Genomic DNA, 22,441 nt, shown 5'->3' on the forward strand with positions numbered 1-22,441 from the left:
GCGAAGGCCGGGCTGCAGTCTCCGTTCAGCCGCTCACCACCCACCGCCCGGATGAACGGCGTCCAGCGCCAGACGTTCATCCCCGAGCCGCGCTGACCGCGTGCCGACCAGCTTGTTGTCAGGATCGTTGGTGGCTTTGATGGCTGCCACAAGTTCGTCCAGTGTTTTGGGCAAGGCGATGCCCTTGGCCTCAAGAACGTCCTTGCGATACATCAGCACGTCGCCGCCGCCGACGAAGGGCGTGAAATACTGCACGCCGTTGTAGCTGGCCACATTGGCCAGATCGACATGGAAGCTTTTGATATCATTGGGATCCGGCACCACCTCCGCCAGCGGATAGACCCAGTCCGCGCTAGCACATTCCGCCAGATTGGCCTCGTCGATATAGATCACCTGATAGGCACCCGCCCCGGTCGAGGCATCCAACCGGGCTTTTGAGCGGCGCTCGTTCTCGCCCAGCGGGGTAATCTTAACCTCGGTGCCCCATTTGGCGTTGAGCGCGACCAGATGTACATCGAGTGCGGTTACGGCGGGCACGCCTTGGGCGATCACCCCCAATGTCGGCACCTTACCGATGCAGGCGTCGGCGTCGTGCGCGGAGGCAATCCCCGGCAGCAGGCTTAGAATCATCGGGCATGCCGTGCCCAAAAGCAGATGTGTCAGTTTCATGTCTCCCTCTTCCTTGTTGCAGTCCGTTTTTCGCAATCCCAGCGCGCCACTCCCTCAGGCAGTCAGCGCCAGCATCCCCAGATCAAACCTGACGAATTCTTGAAACCTTTGGTCGTCAAACCCAGCGTGGTCCGGGTTCGGATCATACCTGCGCCCCACGCTAGGCATCGCAGCTGTGGCGCGGGTCAGATAGGGGTGCAGACCGCCCGCAACCGCGGCACCAAATCGCCGCCCCCAGCGCGCCAACTTCTTCAGCTTCGCAAATCTCGACGGGAAGTTGGTAGATGTCGGCAAAGATCTGGGCCCAAGGCCCGCTGCGCGCCGCAATCCTACCCGCGTGGCTGAAATCCTCGGCCAACAGTGCCGAAATGGCGGCGACGGTAGCAAGTCAGAACGCCTCGGGGTCGCGTTCTACCCGACCATCGGGGTGATGCATCGTCACTACCGAGGCCATGCGCAGCCCAATCAGCCCCCGTCACAGCGGTCAGCAAGACCTTTACGCCGGTTCCGCCTGTATCAATCGCCAGAACAAGATCAGCCATGCGCGGCACCCCGATCCGGGTGGCGCAGAGCAAAGATCCGCGGGTCGGCCATGGCGCGTGCCAGTTCTGCCGCCCGCCGCTCCGGGTCTTCGCCAAGCGCGGCTGCGAGGATCGCTGCCAAATCCTGCAGCGTGGCCGCGCCGAGATGGGCCCCCAGCGCCAACTGGGTGCGCCGCAACTCCAGATCGTCCAAATAACAGGCCGCGCGGTTGCGGATCAATCACAGGGTTTCGCGCATCGTATAGCTGGGTGCATCCACCACGGGCCGATCCACGGCCTCGTCGGAAAACCGCGCGACCTCCGCGCCAATCCGGTCATAGCGCCGCCCCTGCGCCGGTATAGCCGCGGTCGCGCGTCGAGAGCTGTCGTGCGCGGCCCAAATGCGCCAGCATGCGATCAGAGGCGAGTTCTGCAAACGAGCGAAACGTCATCCACTTGCCACTGACCAGTGACAGCAACAGCCACGCTCTGTGGCAAGTGATCCTCGTGCAAAGCGTGGTCGCGCGGGGCGCGATTGACCGAGCCGTCAGCGTTCTGCAATGGCCTGATCCCGGTGCCACGGAAACCAGATGCGCTATGATCACGGTGATGTCGTCGAACAGCCGTGAGATCGCAGCCAACAGATAGCTGATTTCCGCCAAGGGCAGGCAAATCACCATACGCCCGCGCCCGTCATCAAAGTTAAACCCCTGGCCCGCCAGACGGGCGTGCAAGGCCGGATGGTGCAGCATCATATGCGCGCCCTTGACGCCGCGCACATGCTGGATCTCCACGCCAAGCCGTGCATTGACTCGGTCAATCCATGCCCCGGTCGCATTCAGGATCACCCTTGGCCGCAACATCAGCGGACCACTGGGGCGATCGACCACGACGTCACAATCTGCCGATACAGTCCAACGGGCATGGTTCAGCGCCGCCACGGCGGGATGGGCCGCAACCGATTCCGCCAGCACCTCAAAGATCAGCGCTTCGGGATTGCTGATCTGACCGTCAAATACTGCACCACGGCGCGGGTGCCCCTGCGAAAGCTGATGGGAAATTTGGCCGTGTCGGTTGTGGCCTTATGGGCTGGCAACATACGCTCGATGGCACCGAACCATTCGTAGAGCACCAGACCCGCTTTCAACGCGAACAGACGCATCGGACCGGATTTCTGCGACACGCCGACAAAGCGCATCGCCTCGCCAAACAGCCCGCGTGGGATCCCATTCAGCGCCCCCACGATTTCCAGCGGCCTGACCAGATGCGGCGCATGACGCAACAGCAGATTACGTTCACGCGCCGCTTCGGCAACGAGGCGGAATTCGCGCCCCTCAAGATAGCGCAAACTGCCACCCCATTCACCCCGCCGCCAAGCACCAGCACCTCGGGGGCAAGGCTCTGCGTAATCCGGGCAATCCCAGCCTCGCGAAACGTCAGGATAGAAGGGGGCAGCATTTCGGACATGGGCTCATTGGGTTGAAGCGTTTGATCTGCTCCAAATTCATCACATCTTTTCTTTTGTAAGATATGATTATCAAATATTAGGTGTGTGTCACGACGGACCGGTGCCTGAAAAGCCCGATGCCCGGCCTGCCAACGGCCTGCCGCAGTCGCCTTTCCGACTTTCGCAGAGCGACAAGACGCCCCATGCCATTGAATTTCGCACGCCAGCAGGCTGGAGCGACCAACCGTGCAATGTTCAGGAATCGTGATGCAATGCTGTCATCCGCGGTGTGACTGCGTTCATACCTTGCCCCGGTGGTCATGACGCGGGCCGAACAGCGCGCCCACCCGGGTTTCACGAAAACCCTCGCCTGTACGATCAAGGAAAAGCGCGTCAATCCGGTGTCTGCGCGCCACTACCGCGCCCTCCACGCTGCCTTTGACCATCAGGGCTGTGGCCCAAGCATCGGCCTGCATACAAGTGGCGGCGATGACCGTGACAGAGGCAGGTGACTCTGCCAGCGGACCGCCGCGCGCAGGGTCAATTGTGTGCGACAGCTGCTTTGCTCCAAGCGTGATCCAGTGGCGGTAATCCCCCGAAGTGGCCACCGCCGCGTCTTGCAGGGCGAGCATGGCATGGGGTGCCCGGATCTGGCGATCTGGACGCTCGACAGCAATGGTCCACGGCGCGCCGTCAGGTTGCAGGCCTATGGCGCGCAGTTCACCGTCGATCGCAACAAGGGCGTTCGTGATGCCAAAGTCTGCCGCAACTTCGGCCAAGCGGTCCACGCCGTAGCCCTTGGCAATGCCTGACAGATCAAGGCTGATCGGGCCGTGTTTGCGCGCGCGCAGGTTGGTGGGATCGAGTTCCACCACGTCGTGCGCAGGGCGGCGGGGGCGCGCAAGTGCGGCACGAATGGCGGTTTGATCCACCTGTGCTGCCCCAAAACCCCAAGCAGTGACGGCATCGCCGACGCCAATGTCAAACGCGCCACCCGAGGCTTGCCCAATGGTAAGCGCGGTCTGAAGCACCTGCATCAGGCGGGCGGGCAGAGGTCGCCAGACCTCCGGTGGGGCTGCATTGAACTGCATTAGGGCGCTGTCGGCGCGCCATGTCGACATTTGCGCATCAACTTCAGCCACGGCAATTTGGAGGGCTGCGGTCAGTGGGGCGGGGGCAAAGCCCTGTGGCATATCGAACAAAACCTGCCACCGCGTGCCCATCGTCTGCCCGTTCAAAGCATGGCGGGTCAGCTCAGTAGATATCTTCAACATAGCGTCCCTCGGCTTTCAGCGCCGCCGGGGTCAGGCCCGAGGGTGCTAGGATTTCGGTCAATGCCACGGCCACGCCAGCCGCCATCTCGCGCCCGCCGCAGACCATCACGCGTGCCCCGTCGCGGATCAGACGGGCGATTTGGGCGGCCTCGCCGCGCAGCGCGTCTTGGACGTAATGTGGCTTAGTGCCGCGCGAAACGGCGGTGGTCAGCATGGCAAGGCGGTCTTTGACCTGCCACCGGCTAAGCTCTGCACCATAGAGAAAATCACTGTCAGGGTGGCGCATACCAAAAAACAGGTGGATCGGGCGCAGCCGGTGATTGCCCCGGATGATGCCAGCCAATGGCCCTATGCCCGTGCCCGCGCCGATCAGGATCAGTGGCACGCGATCACGTCCGGCGTGGAAGTTGGGGTTGTGACGCAGGAAAGCGCGCACAGTATCACCGGGCTCCAGCGCCAGAAGTTGGCCCGAGCAGAGCCCGCCTGTGCGTTTCCTTACCACGATTTCAACAAAACCATCCCGGCTGGCAGAGGCCAGTGAGTAGAACCGCGCCACATCAGCGCCTTCTGGCAGAATGCCCAGCAAATCACCCGCCTGAAAACGGCTGATACCGCGCCCGACAAGGCGCTGCCACAGCGAGGTCTTGGGCAAGGCAAAGCGCAGTATAGACGTCGGGGCCTGCACCTCGGCACCATAATCGTGCCGCGACAGCAGGGTCAGGCTTTGGGTGGTAGCCAAGATGGGCTGATGGGCAAGTGTGAGCGGGACATCCAGCGCCGCGCCCAGCGCTTGACCCCAGCGGGCAAAGTCCTGCGGTGACTGGCGGTCGATGGTGTCGAAGGGCAACAGAATGGCGTAGCCCTTGGCCGCGGCCTCTGCGGCGATGGTTTTGGCAAAAGCGCAAAAGGCTGGAAAGCTGCGGTCGCCAAAGCCCAATACGGCCAGTGCGGCGGCGGGCGTATCAGACCGCGCCAAGCGATTAAGAAACCCCTTGGCCGATGCCGGGGCGTCACCGTCGCCATAGGTCGCGGTCAGTATCAAGATGCGCTGGGCCTTGGCGTAGCGGGCCGGGTCATAGCTTGAAAGCGCCGCAGCATGGACGCTTTGCCCCGCTGCCGTCAACGCTGCCTGCAGCGTGGCCGCAAAGCCCCAAGTGCTGCCGCCTTCGCTGCCAACCAACAGGATCGTCTCGGCATGGGCAGCGCTTACATTGCCTTTGATCTTCGGGCGCACGCGCCGCCCTGTCAGCCACAGGATCACCCCAGTGCCACCCATCACAGGCACGCCCAAGGCCATCAGCCCCAACACCAGCCCCAATGCCGCCGCACCTTGGCCGGTGTGCAGCATGTAGATGGTTTCCGAGACACGCTGCCATGTCGAAAGCCCTGCCCAGGAAAGCTGCACCCCGGTGCCCTGATCCAGTGTGGTGATACCGGACTCTGTCGTCAGGGTGAAAACATCGCTGGCGTCGCCCGCATAGGGAAAGGATAATTCCCGCAGCGTGTTCACCGGGGTGTGCTGCAACTGCTGGATGGACGTCAGAGCGATCCCGGTTTTGCCACTCGGCTCGGCCAAGACGGTCGGCGGGGCTGCGTTATCGGGCAACAGATCGAAGGTTGAGGCTGTCATCCACAAAGCCGTGCTGGACGACAGCAGCAACCCAATCACCGCGATACGGGCGATCTCCACATGCAGCCGCCCTGAAAGCGGGCCACGCAACCGCGCAAACCAGCGCTGCCACCCGCCCGCCCTCCGCGCCACCAGCACCATGCCCGACAGCGCCAAGACCAGCATCGCCGCCGCGCCGCCTGCGGTGACGATCCGCCCGCCATCGCCCAGAAACAGCGCGCGATGCAGGTTGATCAGCCAACGCTCGGTCTGATTGGGATCTGCCGAGGCGATGGCTTGCCCGGTGCTTGGATCAACCAGCGCAGAGCCGGGGGTGCCGCCATCGAACCAATAGGCGGTGATCCGCCCCGACGGCGCGCGGACAATCTGCTCCACCGCCGGGATGGCCTTTTGCACCCGCTGGGCAAGCTCGGCCACGGTTAAGCCAGCCTCTGCCGGGGTAACGCCAAGACGCTCGGCGGCGGGAAACACCGAAAGCGCCGCGCCGCTCAGCGCCAGCACGGTGAGAAGGGCAAGGGCCAACAGCCCTGGCCAGCGGTGAAGCGCGCGGATCATTGCAGTCGCCTCCTTAAAGACCGTAGGCGAAGCTGGCGATGTAGCGCCGCCCCTGTGCCGAGGCCCCCGCCGTGGTCAGCGGCACAGCGATCTCATTCGGACTGTTGCGCATGTCTTCAACCGCCGCATCAATATGCAGCGTGTAGCCCGCATCAAACAGCGCATCGGCCAGATCAAGCGTGATTTCAAGCGAGCGACCCGCACCCACACTGGCGCCAGTAATCCCGTTGATCTGCGCGGTATCGCCGCTCGTGGCCGCATACCAGTCTGACAAATGCGGGTAATACTTCGATTTGCCACCTGCCATCCACAAGCTGCCCGCATAAGCGCCTTGTGGATCGGTGACATAGATCGCGAGATAAGCGCCGTTGCCGCCGTAATCGTTCAGCGTGGTGGTCAGCGTAACCGGGCGGGCCATCGCTAGACCGGGAAGCGTCAGCGCGGTGGTTAGGGCAAGGGCGGTGAGCAAGGATTTCATAGCAGATCTGCCTTATGGGTTGGGGAAGGGGTGGCTCAGTTCACTTGCACCTTCGGCGGCGCACCCGTGCCGAACAGCCCGTTCGAAGGGGGCGCTACGGTGCCAGCGGGGGCAGGATTGCTTGTGCCACCGCAAGCGGCACCACCATCGCCATCATCCCCACAGTCATCCTCCGAACTTTCGTCGTCATTATCGTCTTCGTCGCTGTCGATCAGCACGAGCGGAAGCGCCTGCGCCCCGCCCGGCATCATCGAAGCGACGGAATCTGCCGGGGTGGGCGGCGAACTTGTGGCACTGAAGGCTGGTAAGCCAAGGCAAACGGTGAAGGCGGTAGAAGCAGCCAGCAGGGCGCGCGTGGTTTTCATGGTCAGTCTCCTGTTTCGATGTGGCCAATTTGGCCGTCTCACCTGAGCGATTCCTGACAGCCGCGCAGTTTCTGCTTCAGCTTGGCGTCAGGAAGAAAAACCCCGGCCAAAACGGCGGGGCGAGGTTGGGCCGTGGGACAGTCGACCGGTGGGGGAGGCGACAAGACGATTGCGCGGCTGGACTCAGTCGTCACTTTTGACCTTGCCACCTTTGCGGGCGCCATCTTCGTCGTGACCTTCGAATTCGATCTGAAGCACCTGAAGTGTTGCGGGTTGCACCGTCACTTTAATCCGCCGACCAGACGCGTCGCTGCCATCAATCTGATAGCAGCCGTCGTCAATTTTGATGCGGCGCACGCTCCAGTTGTTCTTGACGGCCAATGCAGCCACGGTCTCACGCGGCTGCCAATCGGCCATTGGCACAAAGCAGTCGTCGTCAGCCAGCGCCTGGCTCGCCGGAAAAGCGGCGAGAAAGGTTAGAATTGTCAATGTCTTCATCATGGGCCAAACTCCGGGTTGCGGCCGTCTTGCGTAGGTTTGCACCATGAAGCTGACGTGAGCCTGAAGCTGTGCATCTGCTCACGTCAGCTTGGCGTCAGCCCCGGCGCATAGACGGGTCCAACACCAAAGGAAGACACACGCCATGCGCATCTTGCTGATCGAGGACGACACGGTTCTGGGTGCTGCGGTGCGCGACCAGATCGCAGGCGATGGCCATTCGGTCGATTGGGTGACGCGGCTGGACGCGGCGGCAGATGCGATGGCGGTGGCGGGCTATGATCTGGTGCTGCTTGATCTGATGCTGCCTGATGGGCGCGGTATTGGGTTTCTGAAAACCCTGCGTCAGCGCGGCGATGTCAGCCCTGTGATCATTCTGACTGCGCTGGATCAGGTGTCTGACCGCATCGAAGGGCTGAATGCCGGGGCGGATGACTATCTCGTCAAACCCTTTGATCTGGCAGAATTATCAGCGCGAATCGGATCGGTCGCGCGGCGCTATAGCGGCAATCCGAACCCGATCATCAGCCACGGCGTGCTCGACATCGATCTCGCCGCGCGCAGCTTACGGCGTGACGGCAAGGCAGTGCCGCTGACCGCGCGCGAATGGGCGCTGCTTGAGGCATTGCTGGCCCGTCCCGGTCAGCTTTTGTCGAAAGCGCAACTGGAAGAAAAGCTTTACGCCTTCGATACCGAGATCGAAAGCAACACGATTGAGGTGCATGTCAGCCGCCTGCGCAAAAAGCTGGGTGCCGCGGTGATTGAGACCGAGCGCGGGCTTGGCTATCGGCTGGGCACGGCATGAGCCGCCCGCGCAGCCTGCAAGCCCGGCTCGCTCTGTCGCTCGGGGCGCTGCTGACGGTGCTGTGGCTGGCGGCGGCTTGGGTGACCGGGCTGGTGTTGCGTCACGAGATGGACGAGGTCTTTGACTCGGCGCTGCAAGAAACCGCGCAACGTCTGCTTCCACTGGCGGTGCTGGATATTCTCGGCCGCGATGATGATGGCGTGACCCAACGGCTTGGCGCGATCCGCACACATGGCGAGTTCTTCACCTATATCGTCCGCGACGCGCAGGGGCGGATTTTGTTGCAATCCCATGCGGCGGACCCTGCGGATTTTCCGGCCTATGACGGGGCGGGGTTCCGGCAGACCGACAGCCATCGCTTCTATAGTGAGGACGCCGTGCAGGGCAGCGTGCGGATCACCGTGGCCGAGCCACTAGAACAACGCGCCAAAGTTGCTTGGGAAATCCAGATGGTGCTGGGCCTGCCGATCTTGCTGGTGATCCCGATTGCTTTGCTGGCGATCATACTGGCAGTGCGCGCCAGCCTCGCACCGCTGCGCCGCTTTCGCGAAACGCTGTCCGCTCGCAGCGCGCGCGATTTGTCGCCAGTGACGGTTAGCGGCTTGCCTGCTGAAATCCTGCCCGTAGCCGCCACATTGAACGGCGTGTTAGAGCGCCTGAAGGCGGCCTTTGAGGCCGAGCGCAGCTTTGCCGCCAATGCCGCCCATGAGTTGCGCACACCCTTGGCGGGGGCCATCGCGCAGGCGCAGCGGTTGCAGGTGGAAACCAAGGATGCGAGTGCAGTGCGCCGCGCGGCGGATATCGAAGCCGCGCTGAAGCGGCTGACCCGGATGGCCGAACGGCTGTTGCAACTGGCCCGTGCCGAGGGCGGGCCGCTGCGCTTGGATCACGCGACCGATCTGGGGCTGGTGGCGCGGCTGATCGTCGAGGATATGCGGCGCGCAACCGCCTCCCAAATCCGGTTGACCCTACCGGATCAGCCGGTTTTGTCGGACCTGGACCCTGATGCTTTTGGCATCATTTGCCGCAATCTGGTCGAGAACGCCCTGCGGCATGGCACGCCACAAGGACAAATCGACGTGACTTTGGCGCAAGACGGCACATTCCGCGTTGGCAATGATGGCCCGCTCGTTCCAGCGCAAAGCCTCAGACTGCTCACCCGACGATTTGAGCGCGGCGACGCTGGCACCGAGGGCAGCGGTCTTGGCCTTGCGATTGTCGCAGCCATTGCCGACCGCATATCGACACGGCTCATTCTCACCTCCCCCCGACCCGGCACAGCGTCGGGATTTGAAGCCGCTTTGACAGTGCCAATCGCTGCCACGGCCCCCCTTTGACCCAGTGATTCCATTCCGGCATCTGCTGCAAGGGACCGAGGACGGCATAGTCTTTTCCCACGACTGAGAGGCTAGTTCTGCGCTTGGCACCCCGCTCCACACCCAGGCCTATTGCCGCAGGCAGCCCGCCGAGGGCTGGATTCCATTGCTGTATGATGCGGCACAGATTAGGCATTTCCCGATCTAAGACCGGGCGGGACATGACGCAGCAGGGCGATCAGAGCAGTGCCAAAGTGCTGGCCGAATTGGTCGCACCCGAGCGGCGTGCGCTGCGTTGGGCGGCGGTTTTGTCCGGGCTGGCGGCGCTGATCTGGCCGTTGCAAGCGGCTTTGGTGGCAGGCGCTCTGGCCGGATTGCTGACCGATACCGCGCCGCTTTGGTCATATGTCGCCGGATTTGCGCTGCTGGGGGTGCTGCGTGCGCTTCTGAACCACTGGGCCGAGGGCATCGCCTTCACCGCAGGTCTGCGCGTCAGCAGCCAGTGCCGGGCTGCGATTGTGGCGCGCGAGGCTTGCCGCAGTGATGGCCCCGCCGCTGGACCCATCGCCGCCCTTGCCACCGAAAAGCTGGAGGCGCTTTTGCCCTATGTCAGCCGCTACGCCCCGGCGAAGGCGCGGGTGATGGTGGTCCCCGCGCTGATCTTGGCGCTGGCGTTCTGGCAATCCTGGGCGGTGGGGGTGATTTTTCTGATCACCGGCCCGTTGATCCCGGTGTTCATGGCGCTGATCGGTTGGGCCGCACAAGCCGCCAGCCAACGTCAGATGGCGGAGATCGGCAGCCTGAACGATCTACTGGTTGAACGCCTGCAAGCGCTGCTCGACATCCGGCTGCTTGGCGCGGGCGAGGCTGTGGTTAGCAGCTTTGCCGAAGCTGCCGACCGTCTGCGCGCGCAAACCATGGCGGTGCTGCGGGTGGCCTTTCTGTCCTCGGCGGTGCTGGAGTTGTTCGCAGCCATCGGGGTTGCGATGGTGGCGGTTTATGTCGGGTTTTCCCTGTTGGGCCTGCTGGGGTTTGGCAGCTATGCAACACCTCTGACCCCCGCCGCTGGCATCTTCCTGCTGCTGTTGGCCCCAGAATTCTACCAACCGCTGCGCGATCTGTCGGCGGCATGGCATGACCGCGCGGCGGCACTGGCGGTAGCTTCGGAATGGGCCGAATGGCAGGCGCGCGCCGATCCGTCGCAGCTGGGGCAGGGCGCTACGGCGGCGCGATTGGCAGGACCGGCGGATATCGTCGCCACCGGGCTGCAGGTACGCCTTGGACAGCATTTGCTGACCCTGCCGGATTTCAGCCTTGCCGCAGGCGAGACGCTCGCGCTGCTCGGGCTAAGCGGCGCGGGCAAGACCACGCTGTTGCGGCTGCTCGCCGGGATGCTGCAACCTGAATCAGGGCAAATCCGTGTCGCAGGCCAGCCCTTGAACGACCAGACCGCCGATGGCTGGCGCGCGCGCCTCGGCTGGATGCCACAACAGCCGCATTTCCTGAACGCCAGCCTGCGGCACAATCTAAGCTTCGGGCGACCCGGCGATCTGGCTCCCGTGCTGCGGGTGGTGTCGATGCAAGACGTGGTCGCGGGGCTGCCGCAGGGCCTGACAACCCGGCTGGGCGAGGGCGGCGGCGGGCTTTCGGGCGGCGAGGCGCGTCGCCTGACCCTTGCCCGTGCCCTGCACGCCCGCCCGGATGTGCTGCTCGCCGATGAGCCAACCGCCGATCTTGACGCCACCACCGCCGAGGCTGTCACCGCTGGCCTGATGGCGCTGGCAGCCACCGGGTGCAGCCTGATCGTCGCCACCCATGACGAGGCGCTGGCCGCCCGGATGGATCGGGTGATCCGGCTGGAGGCGCTGGTATGACTGCGCTGTGGCAGGTGTTTCACTTAATCTGGCGCGATCAGCGCACGTCCCTGTTACGAGGGGCTTTACTGAGCGTGGTGGTGCTGCTGGCTGGGGTGGCGTTGCTGGGGCTGTCTGGCTGGTTCATCACCGCTGCCGCTGCGGCAGGGCTGGCCGGGGTCGGGGTTTCGTTTGACGTGTTCCGCCCCTCGGCCTCGGTGCGTTTCCTCGCCTTGGGGCGCACCGCTGCGCGCTATGGAGAGCGGGTTTTGACGCATGACGCGACCTTGCGCGCTTTTACCACGCTGCGGGTGCGCCTGCTGCAAAGCTATACACGCGCGCCTTATGATCGCCTGAGCCGCTTGCGTGGTCCGCAGATGCTGAACCGTCTTACCGCAGATATTGACGCGTTGGATGGCCTGCCATTGCGGCTGATCTTGCCACTGATCGCTGGGATCACCACACATCTGCTCACTTTCGCGGTACTTTGGGCGCTGGTGGGGATGGGCGTTGCCGCTACCTTGGCGTTGGGCTTTATCGGCGGTGGCGCTGTGGTGCTGATGTGGGCGGGCAGGGTGGGCTTTGCGCCCTCGCGCCGCGCCGAACTGGCCGCCCAAGCCTTCCGCAGCCGCTTCATTGATCTGGTGCAAGCGCGTGGCGATCTTGCAGTTTACGGCCAACTGACTGTGCAGAAAAACGCGGTTCTGGCCGCAGACAATCGCAGGCAAGCCGCCCGCCTTGCACAAGACCGTGTCGAGCGCCGCGCAGGCCTCGCGCTGTCCTGCCTCGGCACTGGGCTGGCGACGGCGGCCTTGGCGCTAGGGATGGCGCTGGCGCAAAACGGGCAACTCAGCCCTGCGCTGGCCGCGATGGGCTTCTTCGCTGCCCTCGCCTTGTCGGAAACCGTGTCCCCGCTGCGCCGTGCGGTGGCCGAATTGGGCCGGATGACCCTCGCCGCCCGCTGCGTGGTGCAGGGCCTGTCTGCACCGGCCCTCCAAATCGGACAAAACGACACGGCGACCACGCTGCGCTTTGAGGCCGTCAGCCACCACCGCACCGGAGCCAGCCGCCCCAGCCTGCACCCGCTCAGCTTCACCCTGCACCCCGGCGAAACCCTCGCCCTTGCCGGTCCCAGCGGTGCGGGAAAATCCACCGCTTTGCTGCTGGCCGCAGGTCTGCTCCGCCCCACCAGCGGCGCGATCTGGCTAGGCGACCACAAGCTGCCCGACTGGAGCGAAACCGCCCTGCGCGCGCAACTGACCCTAATCCCGCAACGCGCCGCCCTGATGGCGGGCAGCATCCGTCAAGCGCTGACCCTCGCCGCGCCCGAGGCCGACGACGCCAGCCTCTGGACCGCGGTGCAAGCCGTGGCGCTCGACCAAGTGATCCGCGCCAAAGGTGGCCTTGACGCCCAACTCGGCCCGCGCGGCGCGGGCCTTTCCGGTGGAGAATCCCGCCGCCTGACCATCGCCCGCGCCCTGCTGCGCTGCCCCGCGATCCTGCTGTTGGATGAGCCCACCGAGGGCCTCGATACCGCCACCGCCCGCGACGTCTTGCACGGCATCCGCCGCTATCTGCCCCATGCAGGGATCCTTACTGCGTCACATCGCCCTGTCGAGCTGGATTGGGCTGACATTGTGCGGATGCTGCCCTAAATTATAATCTCTGATATAGCTTAGCCCGTGCGATTGGGTGCAGGCTTGAGACAGCAAGCGACATCGGCCCCCCGATCAGCAGGAGTACATCTATGGAATTCGGCATCGTCGAACTGTCGCGGTTGCAATTCGCCACCACCGCGATGTTTCACTTTCTGTTCGTGCCGCTGACCATCGGCCTGTCGATCATCGTCGCCATTATGGAGACGGTCTATGTGATGACCAACCGGCCGATCTGGCGGCAGATGACCAAATTCTGGGGGGCTTTGTTCGGCATCAACTTCGCGATTGGTGTGGCGACCGGCATCACCATGGAATTCCAGTTTGGCATGAACTGGAGCTATTACAGCCAATACGTTGGCGACATTTTCGGAGCACCCTTGGCGATCGAAGGCCTGATGGCGTTCTTTCTGGAAGCCACCTTCGTCGGGCTGTTTTTCTTCGGCTGGGACAAGCTGAGCAAAACCGCCCACTTGGCAGTGGCTTGGCTGGTCGCGATTGGTTCCAACTTCTCGGCCCTGTGGATTCTAATCGCCAACGGCTGGATGCAAGACCCGGTTGGCGCCGCATTCAACCCGATGACGATGCGGATGGAGATGACCGATTTCTGGGCCGTTTTGTTCAACGAAGTCGCGCAGGCGAAGTTCGTCCATACCGTCTCGGCGGGCTATGTCACGGCTTCGGTCTTCGTGCTCGGCGTCTCGGCGTGGTATCTGCTGCGCGGACGCCACATCGAACTCGCTCGCCGTTCTATAGCGGTGGCCGCCGCCTTCGGTCTGGCCTCGGCGTTCTCGGTTGTGCTTTTGGGCGACGAATCCGGCTACAACGCCACCCACAGCCAAAAGATGAAACTCGCCGCGATTGAGGGCATGTGGCACACCGAACCCGCCCCTGCCGCGATCACCGCCTTCGGCTTCCCAGATCAAGAGGCGCGCAAGACGCACTATGCCATCCATATCCCCTATGTGATGGGCCTGATCGGCACCCGGTCATTGACCACCGAAATCCCCGGCATCTCGGAACTTGTCGCCCAAGCCGATACCCGCATCCGCTCTGGCATGATCGCCTATGAAGCGCTGCTGACCCTGCGCGCCGAGCGTGAGGCTACGCCGCAGGTGGTGAAAGATACGTTCGAGCTGCACTCTGCCGATCTCGGCTTTGCTCTGCTGTTGCGCAAATATACCGATACGCCGCAGCTGGCGACCGAAGCGCAGATCAAAATGGCCGCCAATGACACCGTGCCCACGGTCTGGCCGTTGTTCTGGGCGTTCCGCATCATGGCGGGCTTGGGTTTCGCCTTCATCGGCACCATGATCTATTTCTTCTATCGCGCCTCGTTCAAGCGGATGCAATTCCCGCGCCCGGCGCTGCATCTGGCGGTCTGGATGATCCCGGCACCATGGATTGCCGCTGAAATGGGCTGGTTTGTTGCCGAATTTGGCCGCCAACCTTGGACGGTGGACGGGGTGCTCCCCACCGCGATGTCAGTGTCAGCGCTGTCGATGACCGAGGTGGCGATCACGCTGGCAGGCTTTGTGATCTTTTATTCCGTGCTGTTCGTCGTCGAGATGGGCCTCATGCTGAAATACATCCGCAAAGGCCCCTTCCTTGAAGTCGCGGAAACCGAGGCTTGGATGCAGCGCCACGATGCCCGGTTGGCAGGGCGCAAAAACGCCGATGCCATCGCGATGGTAAGGGAGTAACGCCATGATCTTGCATGAACTTCTCAGCTACGAAACCCTGCGCCTGACATGGTGGGTCTTGGTCGGTGTGTTGCTGATCGGCTTTGCGCTGACCGATGGCTTCGATATGGGGGTAGGGGCCTTGCTGCCTTTCGTCGCCAAAACCGATACCGAGCGCCGGGTGGCCATCAACACAGTCGGCCCGGTGTGGGAGGGCAATCAGGTCTGGTTCATCGTGGGCGGCGCTGCGATTTTCGCCGCGTGGCCGCCGCTTTATGCGGTGTCATTCTCTGGCTTCTACCTTGCGATGTGGATCGTACTGGCGGCGCTGATCGTCCGACCCGTGGCGTTCAAATACCGCTCGAAACGCGATGATCCGCGCTGGCGGGCGGTGTGGGATTGGGCGCTGTTTGCGGGCGGCGCTGTGCCTGCCACAATCTTCGGTGTGGCGGTTGGCAATGTACTGCAAGGTGTGCCGTTCCATTTCACCGACGATCTGCACGCGATCTACGAAGGCGTGTGGTATATGAAATTCCTGAGCCTTCTCAATCCATTCGCTTTGTGTGCGGGTTTGGTTTCGCTGTCGATGCTGGTGATGCACGGCGCGGCTTGGCTGACCCTGAAAGCCGAAGGTCCGGTGCAAATCCGCGCCCGTCGTCTCGGCTCGTGGGCCGCATTGGTGGCGGTTGGCGGCTATATAGGCTTAGGCCTCTGGCTGGCCTACGGCTTTGACGGCTACCAAATCGCGGGCGCTTACGTCACCGACGGCCCCTCCAACCCGTTGCATTTTCAGGTGAACAAGGGTGGCAGCTGGATGGATGCCTACGCCTTACGCCCATGGATCGCGATTGCCCCCGCGATGGGCGTGGTCGGCGGCTTGCAGGCATTTTTGGGACTGAGGGCAGGACGCGAAATTACCACCTTGCTTGCCTCTAAAATGGCAATTTTCGGCATGATCGCCTCGGTTGGCCTGACGATGTTCCCGTTCATCCTGCCATCCTCCAGCGACCCAAGATCCTCGCTGACGGTCTGGAACGCATCCTCCTCGCACCTGACCCTGTTCATCATGCTGGTGGTCACGGCGATTTTCCTGCCGCTGATCTTGATCTACACCGCATGGGTTTACAAAGTGCTGTGGGGCAAAGTCACCGAGGCGGACGTGTCTGAAAACTCCCATGGCCTCTACTGAAAGGACAGATAGATGTGGTATTTCGCTTGGATGCTCGGCCTGCCGCTGGCCGCGATGTTCGCCGTGGTCAACGCGATGTGGCTGGAGATGCAGGAAGACAGCCGCAAAATCGGCACTCTTGAAGACGACGCATAAGCTGCCGCGAGATTAACGCAGCCACAACCCTTCACGCTTCAGCACAAACCTAATCGCCTGCTCGCGCCGCGGCAGGTCGTTACGGTCAAACAACGCCCGAACCTTTTTACCCCGATTCTGATAAATCATCAGCCGTGCAGGCTCGTGATCCCGCAAAATCCGCCGCAACTCTTTCTGCCCCGCCACATGCTCTAAAACCTCAACCACCCGGTCACTTTCCCGCGCATAAAGCAGCGGCAAAGTGCGGTAATGACAAGTCACGTCGCCATCCAGCCCCGCCAATGTCGGCCCCGGACGCCCGCCGCCAAAGCTGTGGATGACCAAGGGCAAAGCGATCTGGTCCAGCCAAGGATAAATCTCCTGACAGATCAAAGCCTCGGGCCGATCATCGCGAATGGCCAAAGCATAGTCCAAGAACTGCTGCCCAAAGGCCTTCGGGCTGGCATGGAAGAACCACCCCGCGTTGAAATACATAAACCTTTGCCAGTAATTCTCGGGCTGGCTGGGATCAATCGTATCGTCGAACGATAGCCCAAACCGATCGTAGAGCGCGCGCCATGTTGCCGTTAAATCCGGCCCATATAACTCTTGGCTCGGCCAAGTCCCCTCGCGCCGCATCGAGGCTGAAGGCCGCGTGAAATCAAACACCACGCTGCCGAAATCCCCGGTGATCAGCGTATCGGTGTCCAGAAACAAGAATGGCTGATCCGGCAGCGCAGTCAGTGCCTCAATCTTATTGCCATGCGGATAGCTTTGCCCGAAATGCCGCGCCTCAAACGGCAGAAACTCTGCCCCAAGCTCCACCAGCATCGCTCGCACCGCCGCGTCACTCACACCAACAGATTTCGGCCAAGCCCCGCCCTGCTGCGGCTCGGCCAGATACAGCTTGCCGGCAAAATCCGGATTGGTCGCCCGCAAACTCGCCGCCAGCAACAACGCCTCGTATTGCAGCCGCCCCGCTTGCACCACCGCGACGATATTGAACGCTTGCCGCGCAGGCTTGGGATCGGTCATGTTTCTCTCGCGGGGATTGGCCCCCGTGCTGCTGCTGTTGGCGCGACATTAGGCGCGATTGCAGGGCAGCAAAAGCAAAAGGAGGTTCAGATGTTCAGGAATTCCCTGATTGTTGCCGTCATCGCGACAATCCCCGCTGCGGCCTTGGCCGAAAACTTCACCACCGCCGCCGAGATCAAACCGATCCTCGATGCCACCCGCGCCAACTGGATCGCGGTGCGCGAATTTGACGGCAAGGATCTGCTGTATTTCACCCAGCTTTTGTCATGGCGTTGTGGGCTCAGCGAAATCCGCTACGGCCTGAATGGGGCCACCGCTGACAAGGTGTGGGCGATGGAACCCTGCTATGACACCGAGCCGCAGCCCAACGCGCTGAAGATGGAGGGGGCAGAGATTTTTCTCACCGCACCGTTAGGCTCGATCCAGACCATCTCGATCAGTGTCACCTACGATGACGGCACCGAGGCCAGCGCCGATTTCAAGCGCGCCGATGTGATGACGCCTTGATTTCATCTTGGCAAAAATACTCCCGCCGGAGGCATCCCCGATATCGTCAGGAGCCTCCGGCGGGAGTAATTTTTAAAAGAGCAAATCCTCAGCGCGCAGGCGTGAACCGCAACGACAGGCAAGACATCCCGCCGTCCAGTTTCGCGCATTCGCTGTTGCCGATCTCGCGCACGTTATATCCCGCCTGTTCCAAGATGCGGCGGGTTTTCGCAAAACCTGCAGGCATGATCACCAGATCATTGAAGCGGATCGAATTGGCGCAAGCTTCCTCGCCATCGGCGACATGGATCACCTTATACCCGTCAAAACAGCCCGAGTCCGCCAGCCGTTTGGTCGAAAGGATCGTCTCGGCGTCGAGCAGCGAGCAATCGGTTTTGAAATGCAGCACCCCCGGCGGCGTGAAGACCTCGCGCACCGTGTATCCCCAGTCGGCCACCAGCCGCGCCAGTTCCGCCACCCCGGCGGCATTGGTGCGCGCCGAACGCCCGACCAGAATTTCGGTCTCGGTGGTCAGGATATCGCCGCCTTCGATGAAGCTATCTGCCCCCTCAATCCGCAGCACGTGGCCGTAAAGCGTCTCCAGATGCGGTGCCATCTCTGCCGCTTCCCCTAGACGCGACGGCGCACCGGGCCGCATCACCACAGCACCTTTGGGCAGACACAACGCGGTATCTTCGACAAACACCGAATCCGGGAAAGCCTCCAGCGCGCCCAATTCGACCACTTCCGCCCCGGTTGAGATCAGCGCCGCGATATAATCCGCATGATGCGCCTGCATCAGCGCCAGATCCGGGGTGCCGGTATCCACCGCCCGCAATCCCGCGATGATGCTGGCCGCGGGCCTGCGGGTGATGGCATGGCTGAACGTGTAAGACTGCATGAAAGACTCCTGATCCGAATTTGCGCGACACTAGTGCAAAGTCCAAGCGCCCGCAAACCCAAGCACGGCAGCCGACAGCCAAAACCGACAAGCCAAAGCTTAAGCCGTTCCTCTGTAAGTATATTCCAGAAACAGGTTGGGCGATATAGCCCCCGCATTTGGCGCTGATACGTCCTGTTTTGTTTATCAGCCCCCCGATCACCCTGCCGAGCAGTCAGCAGTGCCACAGCGCGGGCGATGGCGGCTGGGCGACCTGTCGTGTGATCTGCGCGATATAGCCATCGGGCCGGATCAACGGCCGGATGCCCCCGTCCCAATCTCATTCTTCGTCGTCTTCAGCTCCAAGGCGGGATCTTCTTGTCCAGAAAGGCCCGGACGCCAATCACGGCCTCGGGTCCCTCCCAGATGTCGGCCAGACGCCGGATGCTGTCGTCGATCACATCGGCATCAACCCGAGGCCCAAGGGCGCGGGTGAGCGCCTTGGCGGCGGCTACTGCACCGGGGGCGGTTGACAGATAGGGCGTGACCTCGGCCTCTAGGGCGGCGTCAAGGTCATCTGCATCGACCACTCTGGAAACGATGCCTAGGGTTGCGGCCTCCTCTGCGGCAAACATACGGGCCGACATGAAAACGCGCCGCGCGTGGCCTTCGCCGATGCGGGCCAGCACGTAGGGGCCAATGGTAGCGGGGATGATCCCCAGCCGGGTTTCTGAGAAACAGAACTGCGTGCCGCGTGCCGCCACAACGACGTCACAGACGCAGGCCATGCCGATCCCACCGCCAAAAGCACCTCCATGCAAACGACCGATTAGCGGAAACCGCATGGTGTTCAGCGCTTGCAACATCTCGGCCAGTTTGCGCGCTTCGCGCAGGCGCTGCGGGCGGTCGGCTTCGATCTGCGCTTGCATCCAAGCCAGATCCCCGCCTGCGCAAAAGATCGGGCCGGCACCGGAAAGCACCACGGCGCGGGCCTGATTCAGCGTGCGGGCGAACTCGGTCAGTTCTGCGATCATTGCGGGGGACAACACGTTGCGGCGTTCGGGCGTGTTCAGCGTGACATACACCACGCCGCGCGGATCGGTGCGGATGTCGAGCGTTTGCCAGCTCATGCGGGTCTCCTCAGGCTTTGGGCAAAGGTGGCTGCATCGGCCAGTCGGTCAAGGTCCAGCCCGGTATCGAATCCGCGGCCATGCAGCATCGAGGCCACGGCTTCGGTGGCGACATTGCCTTTGGCGCCGGGTGCGTAGGGACAGCCACCTAAGCCCCCGACCGAACTGTCAAACACCCGAAGCCCCCTGTCGAGACTGACCGCGATGTTCAAAAGCGCAATGCCGCGCGTGTCATGGTAATGCCCCGAAAGGCGGCTGGCGGGCAGGCGCTGCAACACGGCATCCAGCATCCGCGCGATCCCTTCGGGCGTGGCTGCACCCAAAGTGTCGCCAAGGCTGATCTGGTAGCAGCCCATCTGAAAAAGCGCCTCGGCCACCTCGGCCACGGCGACGGGCGCAATCGGCCCGTCATAGGGGCAGTCGGTGACGCAAGACACATAGCCCCGGACCGGGATCATCGCGGTGCGGGCGCTGCGCAGCACGGGCCGGAAACGCTCAAGGCTTTCGCTGATCGAGCAGTTGATATTCTTTTGTGAGAAGCCTTCCGAGGCCGAGGCGAAGACGGCCACTTCGTCGGCGTGGGCAGTGATTGCGCGTTCGAAGCCCTGAAGGTTGGGCGTGAGTGCTGCGTAGGTGACGCCGGGCTTACGGGTGATGCCCGCCATGACCTCGGCGGCATCGGCCATCTGCGGCACCCATTTCGGGCTGACGAAGCTGGCGACTTCGATATGGCGGAAGCCGCAGTCGGACAGCAGATTGACCAGCTTGATCTTGTCGGCTGTGCTGATCAGGCGCGCTTCGTTTTGCAAACCGTCGCGCGGGCCCATTTCGTAAAGCGTGACCGGATCAGCCATCTTCGGCCTCCATCCGCACCAACACGGTGCCGTCGCTGACCTGATCGCCTTCGGCCACCAGAATCTCGGCCACGATACCATCGCGGGGGGCGGTCAGAATATGCTCCATCTTCATCGCTTCAAGGAAGATCAGCGCGTCACCTTTGGTTACCCGAGCGCCGGGGCTGGTCCGCAGCGACGCCACCAAGCCCGGCATCGGAGCAAAGATCGCGTCACCACCTGCGTGGTCGTGCTCGGCAGCCAGCAGGGGATCGACATGGGTGAAATCGTGCTTGTGACCTGACAGGAACAGGCTGATCCGGTCTGCGGTTGCGACCACATGCGCCGTGGATTGCAGGCCGTCACGGGCAAAGCGAACGGTGCCGCCGCGATGATCCAGCATGGTGAGCGTGGTGTCGTACCCGGCCCCGGTGACATGGAACTGCCGGGAGCCAAGATGAATGACACGCAGGGCAAGCGGGCCATCCTTGTGGTTCAGCACGGCAAAGCTTTCGGCCTCTGACCAGCCTCGCCAGCCCGTCAGTCGATCCCAAGGGTCGGCTGCGTCGGGTGGGTCGAGCAGGTTTAGCGCGGCAAGGGCCGCCAGTGCCGGGGCCTCGGCGGGCAGCGGGGCCGTGTTGATCAGTCGATCCAGATCGCGGGCGATCAGGTCGGTATCGACATGGCCAGCGCGGAACCCGTCATGCCGGGAAAGAGCGGCGAGAAACTCCACATTTGTGGTCGATCCGGCGATCCGGCAATGCTCCAGTGTCGTGGACAACAGGCTCAGCGCCGCCGCGCGATCCGGCCCGTGGACTATGACCTTGGCGATCATCGGATCATACCAAGGCGAAATTTCGTCGCCTTGACGGATGCCGCTGTCGATGCGCACCGTACCGCGCATGAATTCAACGCCCGCCGGAAAAGACAGGTGATCCAGCCTGCCCGTCGCGGGCAGAAAGCCCTTTTCCACATCTTCGGCATAGATCCGAGCCTCAAAGGCCCAGCCGTCGATTTTAAGATCCTCCTGCCGGAAGGGCAGCGGTTCGCCTGCGGCGATGCGCAGTTGCAGTTCAACGAAATCCAGCCCGGTGATCGCCTCAGACACCGGATGCTCAACCTGAAGCCGCGTGTTCATCTCCATGAACCAGAACCTGTCGGGCCGCAGCGGGCCAGAGCCGTCAACGATGAATTCGACAGTTCCGGCACCCTGATAGCCGATCGCTTGCGCCGCCTCGACCGCAGCCTTGCCCATCGCGGCGCGAACCTCGGCAGACATACCGGGGGCAGGGGCTTCCTCGATCACCTTCTGGTGGCGGCGCTGCAGGCTGCAATCGCGCTCGAACAGATGCACGACATAGCCCTGCGTGTCGCCAAAGACCTGAATCTCGATGTGGCGCGGGTGGGTGATGTATTTCTCAACCAGACAGGCCGGATCGCCAAAGCTGCTGCGGGCCTCGCGCTGCGCACTTTCCAGCGCTTGGGCAAAATCGCCGGGATCGGTGACAAGCCGCATTCCCTTGCCGCCACCGCCAGCGCGGGCCTTGATCAGCACCGGATAGCCGATGGCGGCAGCTTCGGCGGACAGATGCGCCGGGTCTTGGCTTTCGCCATGATAGCCGGGCACGACCGGCACCCCGGCAGTGATCATCAGCGCCTTAGCGGCATCCTTCAGGCCCATAGCCCGGATGGCGCTGGCGGGTGGGCCGATAAAGACCAGACCTGCGGCTTGAACCGCTTCGACAAAACCGGGGTTTTCCGACAGGAAGCCATAGCCGGGATGGATCGCCTCGGCCCCGGTGCGCAGTGCTGCGGCGATGATCGCATCGCCCTTCAGATAGCTTTCGGCGACGGCGGCGGCACCGATGCGCACCGCCTCATCGGCCATCGCCACATGTTTGCTGGCCGCGTCGGCGTCGGAATATACGGCGACGGTGGCGATGCCCATGCGGCGGGCAGTGGCGATGACGCGGCAGGCGATTTCGCCCCGGTTGGCAATCAGGATCTTGCGGAACATCTTGCTTGC

23 protein-coding genes are annotated in these 22,441 nt (G+C 62.8%); 8 read left to right on the forward strand and 15 right to left on the reverse strand.

All coding sequences use genetic code 11. From position 1 onward, the window contains the following. Positions 1 to 33 precede the first annotated feature (33 nt). The 10 genes from AKV04_RS27035 to AKV04_RS07540 all read right to left on the reverse strand — a co-directional run bounded on the left by AKV04_RS27035 (position 34) and on the right by AKV04_RS07540 (position 7,440). The gene (locus AKV04_RS27035; protein ID WP_235815568.1) at positions 34 to 669 is read right to left on the reverse strand and encodes an ABC transporter substrate-binding protein; all 636 of its coding nucleotides are present in this window, start codon (positions 667 to 669) and stop codon (positions 34 to 36) included. A gap of 54 nt (positions 670 to 723) precedes the next feature. Continuing rightward, positions 724 to 963, reverse strand: a complete 240-nt coding sequence (locus AKV04_RS27040) for a hypothetical protein (RefSeq protein WP_235815569.1) — start codon at positions 961 to 963, stop codon at positions 724 to 726. 240 nt (positions 964 to 1,203) lie between these two features. After that, entirely contained in the window at positions 1,204 to 1,431 is a 228-nt protein-coding gene (locus AKV04_RS07505) for a hypothetical protein (protein WP_054005824.1), read from the reverse strand. 94 nt (positions 1,432 to 1,525) lie between these two features. Then, positions 1,526 to 2,164: a hypothetical protein gene (locus AKV04_RS07510; RefSeq protein ID WP_054005825.1), complete on the reverse strand. Its 639-nt coding sequence runs from the start codon at positions 2,162 to 2,164 to the stop codon at positions 1,526 to 1,528. An 8-nt stretch (positions 2,165 to 2,172) separates the two neighbouring features. Continuing rightward, a complete protein-coding gene (locus tag AKV04_RS07515; protein ID WP_054005826.1) occupies positions 2,173 to 2,538 on the reverse strand; it encodes a hypothetical protein in 366 nt (121 codons plus the stop codon). 398 nt (positions 2,539 to 2,936) lie between these two features. Further along, entirely contained in the window at positions 2,937 to 3,911 is a 975-nt protein-coding gene (locus AKV04_RS07520; protein ID WP_054005827.1) for an FAD:protein FMN transferase, read from the reverse strand. Further along, positions 3,892 to 6,096 carry a PepSY domain-containing protein gene (locus AKV04_RS07525; RefSeq protein WP_054005828.1) on the reverse strand — a complete coding sequence of 735 codons (2,205 nt, stop codon included), beginning with the start codon at positions 6,094 to 6,096 and terminating at the stop codon, positions 3,892 to 3,894. Before AKV04_RS07525 ends, AKV04_RS07520 begins: the two co-directional genes overlap by 20 nt. A 13-nt stretch (positions 6,097 to 6,109) precedes the next feature. Beyond that, positions 6,110 to 6,574, reverse strand: a complete 465-nt coding sequence (locus AKV04_RS07530) for a DUF2271 domain-containing protein (RefSeq protein WP_054005829.1) — start codon at positions 6,572 to 6,574, stop codon at positions 6,110 to 6,112. Between the two features lie 35 nt (positions 6,575 to 6,609). Continuing rightward, positions 6,610 to 6,939 (reverse strand): hypothetical protein, encoded by a 330-nt coding sequence (locus AKV04_RS07535; protein WP_054005830.1) that lies wholly within the window; start codon positions 6,937 to 6,939, stop codon positions 6,610 to 6,612. A gap of 183 nt (positions 6,940 to 7,122) precedes the next feature. Next, positions 7,123 to 7,440: a PepSY domain-containing protein gene (locus AKV04_RS07540; RefSeq protein ID WP_054005831.1), complete on the reverse strand. Its 318-nt coding sequence runs from the start codon at positions 7,438 to 7,440 to the stop codon at positions 7,123 to 7,125. A gap of 142 nt (positions 7,441 to 7,582) precedes the next feature. Between AKV04_RS07540 and AKV04_RS07545 the strand changes: the two genes are divergently transcribed. The 7 genes from AKV04_RS07545 to cydX all read left to right on the forward strand — a co-directional run bounded on the left by AKV04_RS07545 (position 7,583) and on the right by cydX (position 16,072). Beyond that, positions 7,583 to 8,242, forward strand: coding sequence for a response regulator transcription factor (locus AKV04_RS07545; protein ID WP_054005832.1), 660 nt, complete (start codon positions 7,583 to 7,585; stop codon positions 8,240 to 8,242). After that, positions 8,239 to 9,579 carry an ATP-binding protein gene (locus tag AKV04_RS07550; protein ID WP_054005833.1) on the forward strand — a complete coding sequence of 447 codons (1,341 nt, stop codon included), beginning with the start codon at positions 8,239 to 8,241 and terminating at the stop codon, positions 9,577 to 9,579. Before AKV04_RS07545 ends, AKV04_RS07550 begins: the two co-directional genes overlap by 4 nt. Before the next feature lie 200 nt (positions 9,580 to 9,779). Beyond that, complete coding sequence (gene cydD / locus AKV04_RS07555; protein ID WP_082351551.1) at positions 9,780 to 11,432, forward strand: thiol reductant ABC exporter subunit CydD; 1,653 nt, start codon at positions 9,780 to 9,782, stop codon at positions 11,430 to 11,432. Further along, positions 11,429 to 13,066, forward strand: a complete 1,638-nt coding sequence (locus tag AKV04_RS07560; RefSeq protein WP_054005834.1) for an amino acid ABC transporter ATP-binding/permease protein — start codon at positions 11,429 to 11,431, stop codon at positions 13,064 to 13,066. Before cydD ends, AKV04_RS07560 begins: the two co-directional genes overlap by 4 nt. Positions 13,067 to 13,158: 92 nt before the next feature. Beyond that, the gene (locus AKV04_RS07565; RefSeq protein ID WP_054005835.1) at positions 13,159 to 14,769 is read left to right on the forward strand and encodes a cytochrome ubiquinol oxidase subunit I; all 1,611 of its coding nucleotides are present in this window, start codon (positions 13,159 to 13,161) and stop codon (positions 14,767 to 14,769) included. A 4-nt stretch (positions 14,770 to 14,773) separates the two neighbouring features. Further along, positions 14,774 to 15,937 (forward strand): cytochrome d ubiquinol oxidase subunit II, encoded by a 1,164-nt coding sequence (gene cydB, locus AKV04_RS07570; protein WP_054005836.1) that lies wholly within the window; start codon positions 14,774 to 14,776, stop codon positions 15,935 to 15,937. Between the two features lie 12 nt (positions 15,938 to 15,949). Next, the gene (gene cydX / locus AKV04_RS07575) at positions 15,950 to 16,072 is read left to right on the forward strand and encodes a cytochrome bd-I oxidase subunit CydX (RefSeq protein WP_054005837.1); all 123 of its coding nucleotides are present in this window, start codon (positions 15,950 to 15,952) and stop codon (positions 16,070 to 16,072) included. Positions 16,073 to 16,084: 12 nt separating this feature from the next. Here cydX and AKV04_RS07580 read toward each other — a convergent pair whose 3' ends face one another. Continuing rightward, a complete protein-coding gene (locus AKV04_RS07580) occupies positions 16,085 to 17,086 on the reverse strand; it encodes a hypothetical protein (protein WP_054005838.1) in 1,002 nt (333 codons plus the stop codon). 90 nt (positions 17,087 to 17,176) lie between these two features. Between AKV04_RS07580 and AKV04_RS07585 the strand changes: the two genes are divergently transcribed. Further along, positions 17,177 to 17,593, forward strand: coding sequence for a hypothetical protein (locus AKV04_RS07585; RefSeq protein WP_054005839.1), 417 nt, complete (start codon positions 17,177 to 17,179; stop codon positions 17,591 to 17,593). 88 nt (positions 17,594 to 17,681) lie between these two features. Here AKV04_RS07585 and AKV04_RS07590 read toward each other — a convergent pair whose 3' ends face one another. From AKV04_RS07590 to AKV04_RS07605, 4 genes are all read right to left on the reverse strand, one after another. Beyond that, on the reverse strand, positions 17,682 to 18,473 hold the full coding sequence (locus AKV04_RS07590; protein WP_054005840.1) for a dimethylarginine dimethylaminohydrolase family protein: 792 nt from the start codon (positions 18,471 to 18,473) through the stop codon (positions 17,682 to 17,684). Between the two features lie 335 nt (positions 18,474 to 18,808). Beyond that, the gene (locus AKV04_RS07595) at positions 18,809 to 19,582 is read right to left on the reverse strand and encodes a crotonase/enoyl-CoA hydratase family protein (protein WP_054005841.1); all 774 of its coding nucleotides are present in this window, start codon (positions 19,580 to 19,582) and stop codon (positions 18,809 to 18,811) included. Next, entirely contained in the window at positions 19,579 to 20,436 is an 858-nt protein-coding gene (locus tag AKV04_RS07600) for a hydroxymethylglutaryl-CoA lyase (protein WP_054005842.1), read from the reverse strand. Before AKV04_RS07600 ends, AKV04_RS07595 begins: the two co-directional genes overlap by 4 nt. Next, a complete protein-coding gene (locus AKV04_RS07605; RefSeq protein ID WP_054005843.1) occupies positions 20,429 to 22,432 on the reverse strand; it encodes an acetyl-CoA carboxylase biotin carboxylase subunit in 2,004 nt (667 codons plus the stop codon). Before AKV04_RS07605 ends, AKV04_RS07600 begins: the two co-directional genes overlap by 8 nt. Positions 22,433 to 22,441 lie beyond the last annotated feature (9 nt).

Source organism: Cypionkella psychrotolerans (assembly GCF_001294535.1).
Taxonomy (GTDB): Bacteria; Pseudomonadota; Alphaproteobacteria; order Rhodobacterales; family Rhodobacteraceae; genus Cypionkella; species Cypionkella psychrotolerans.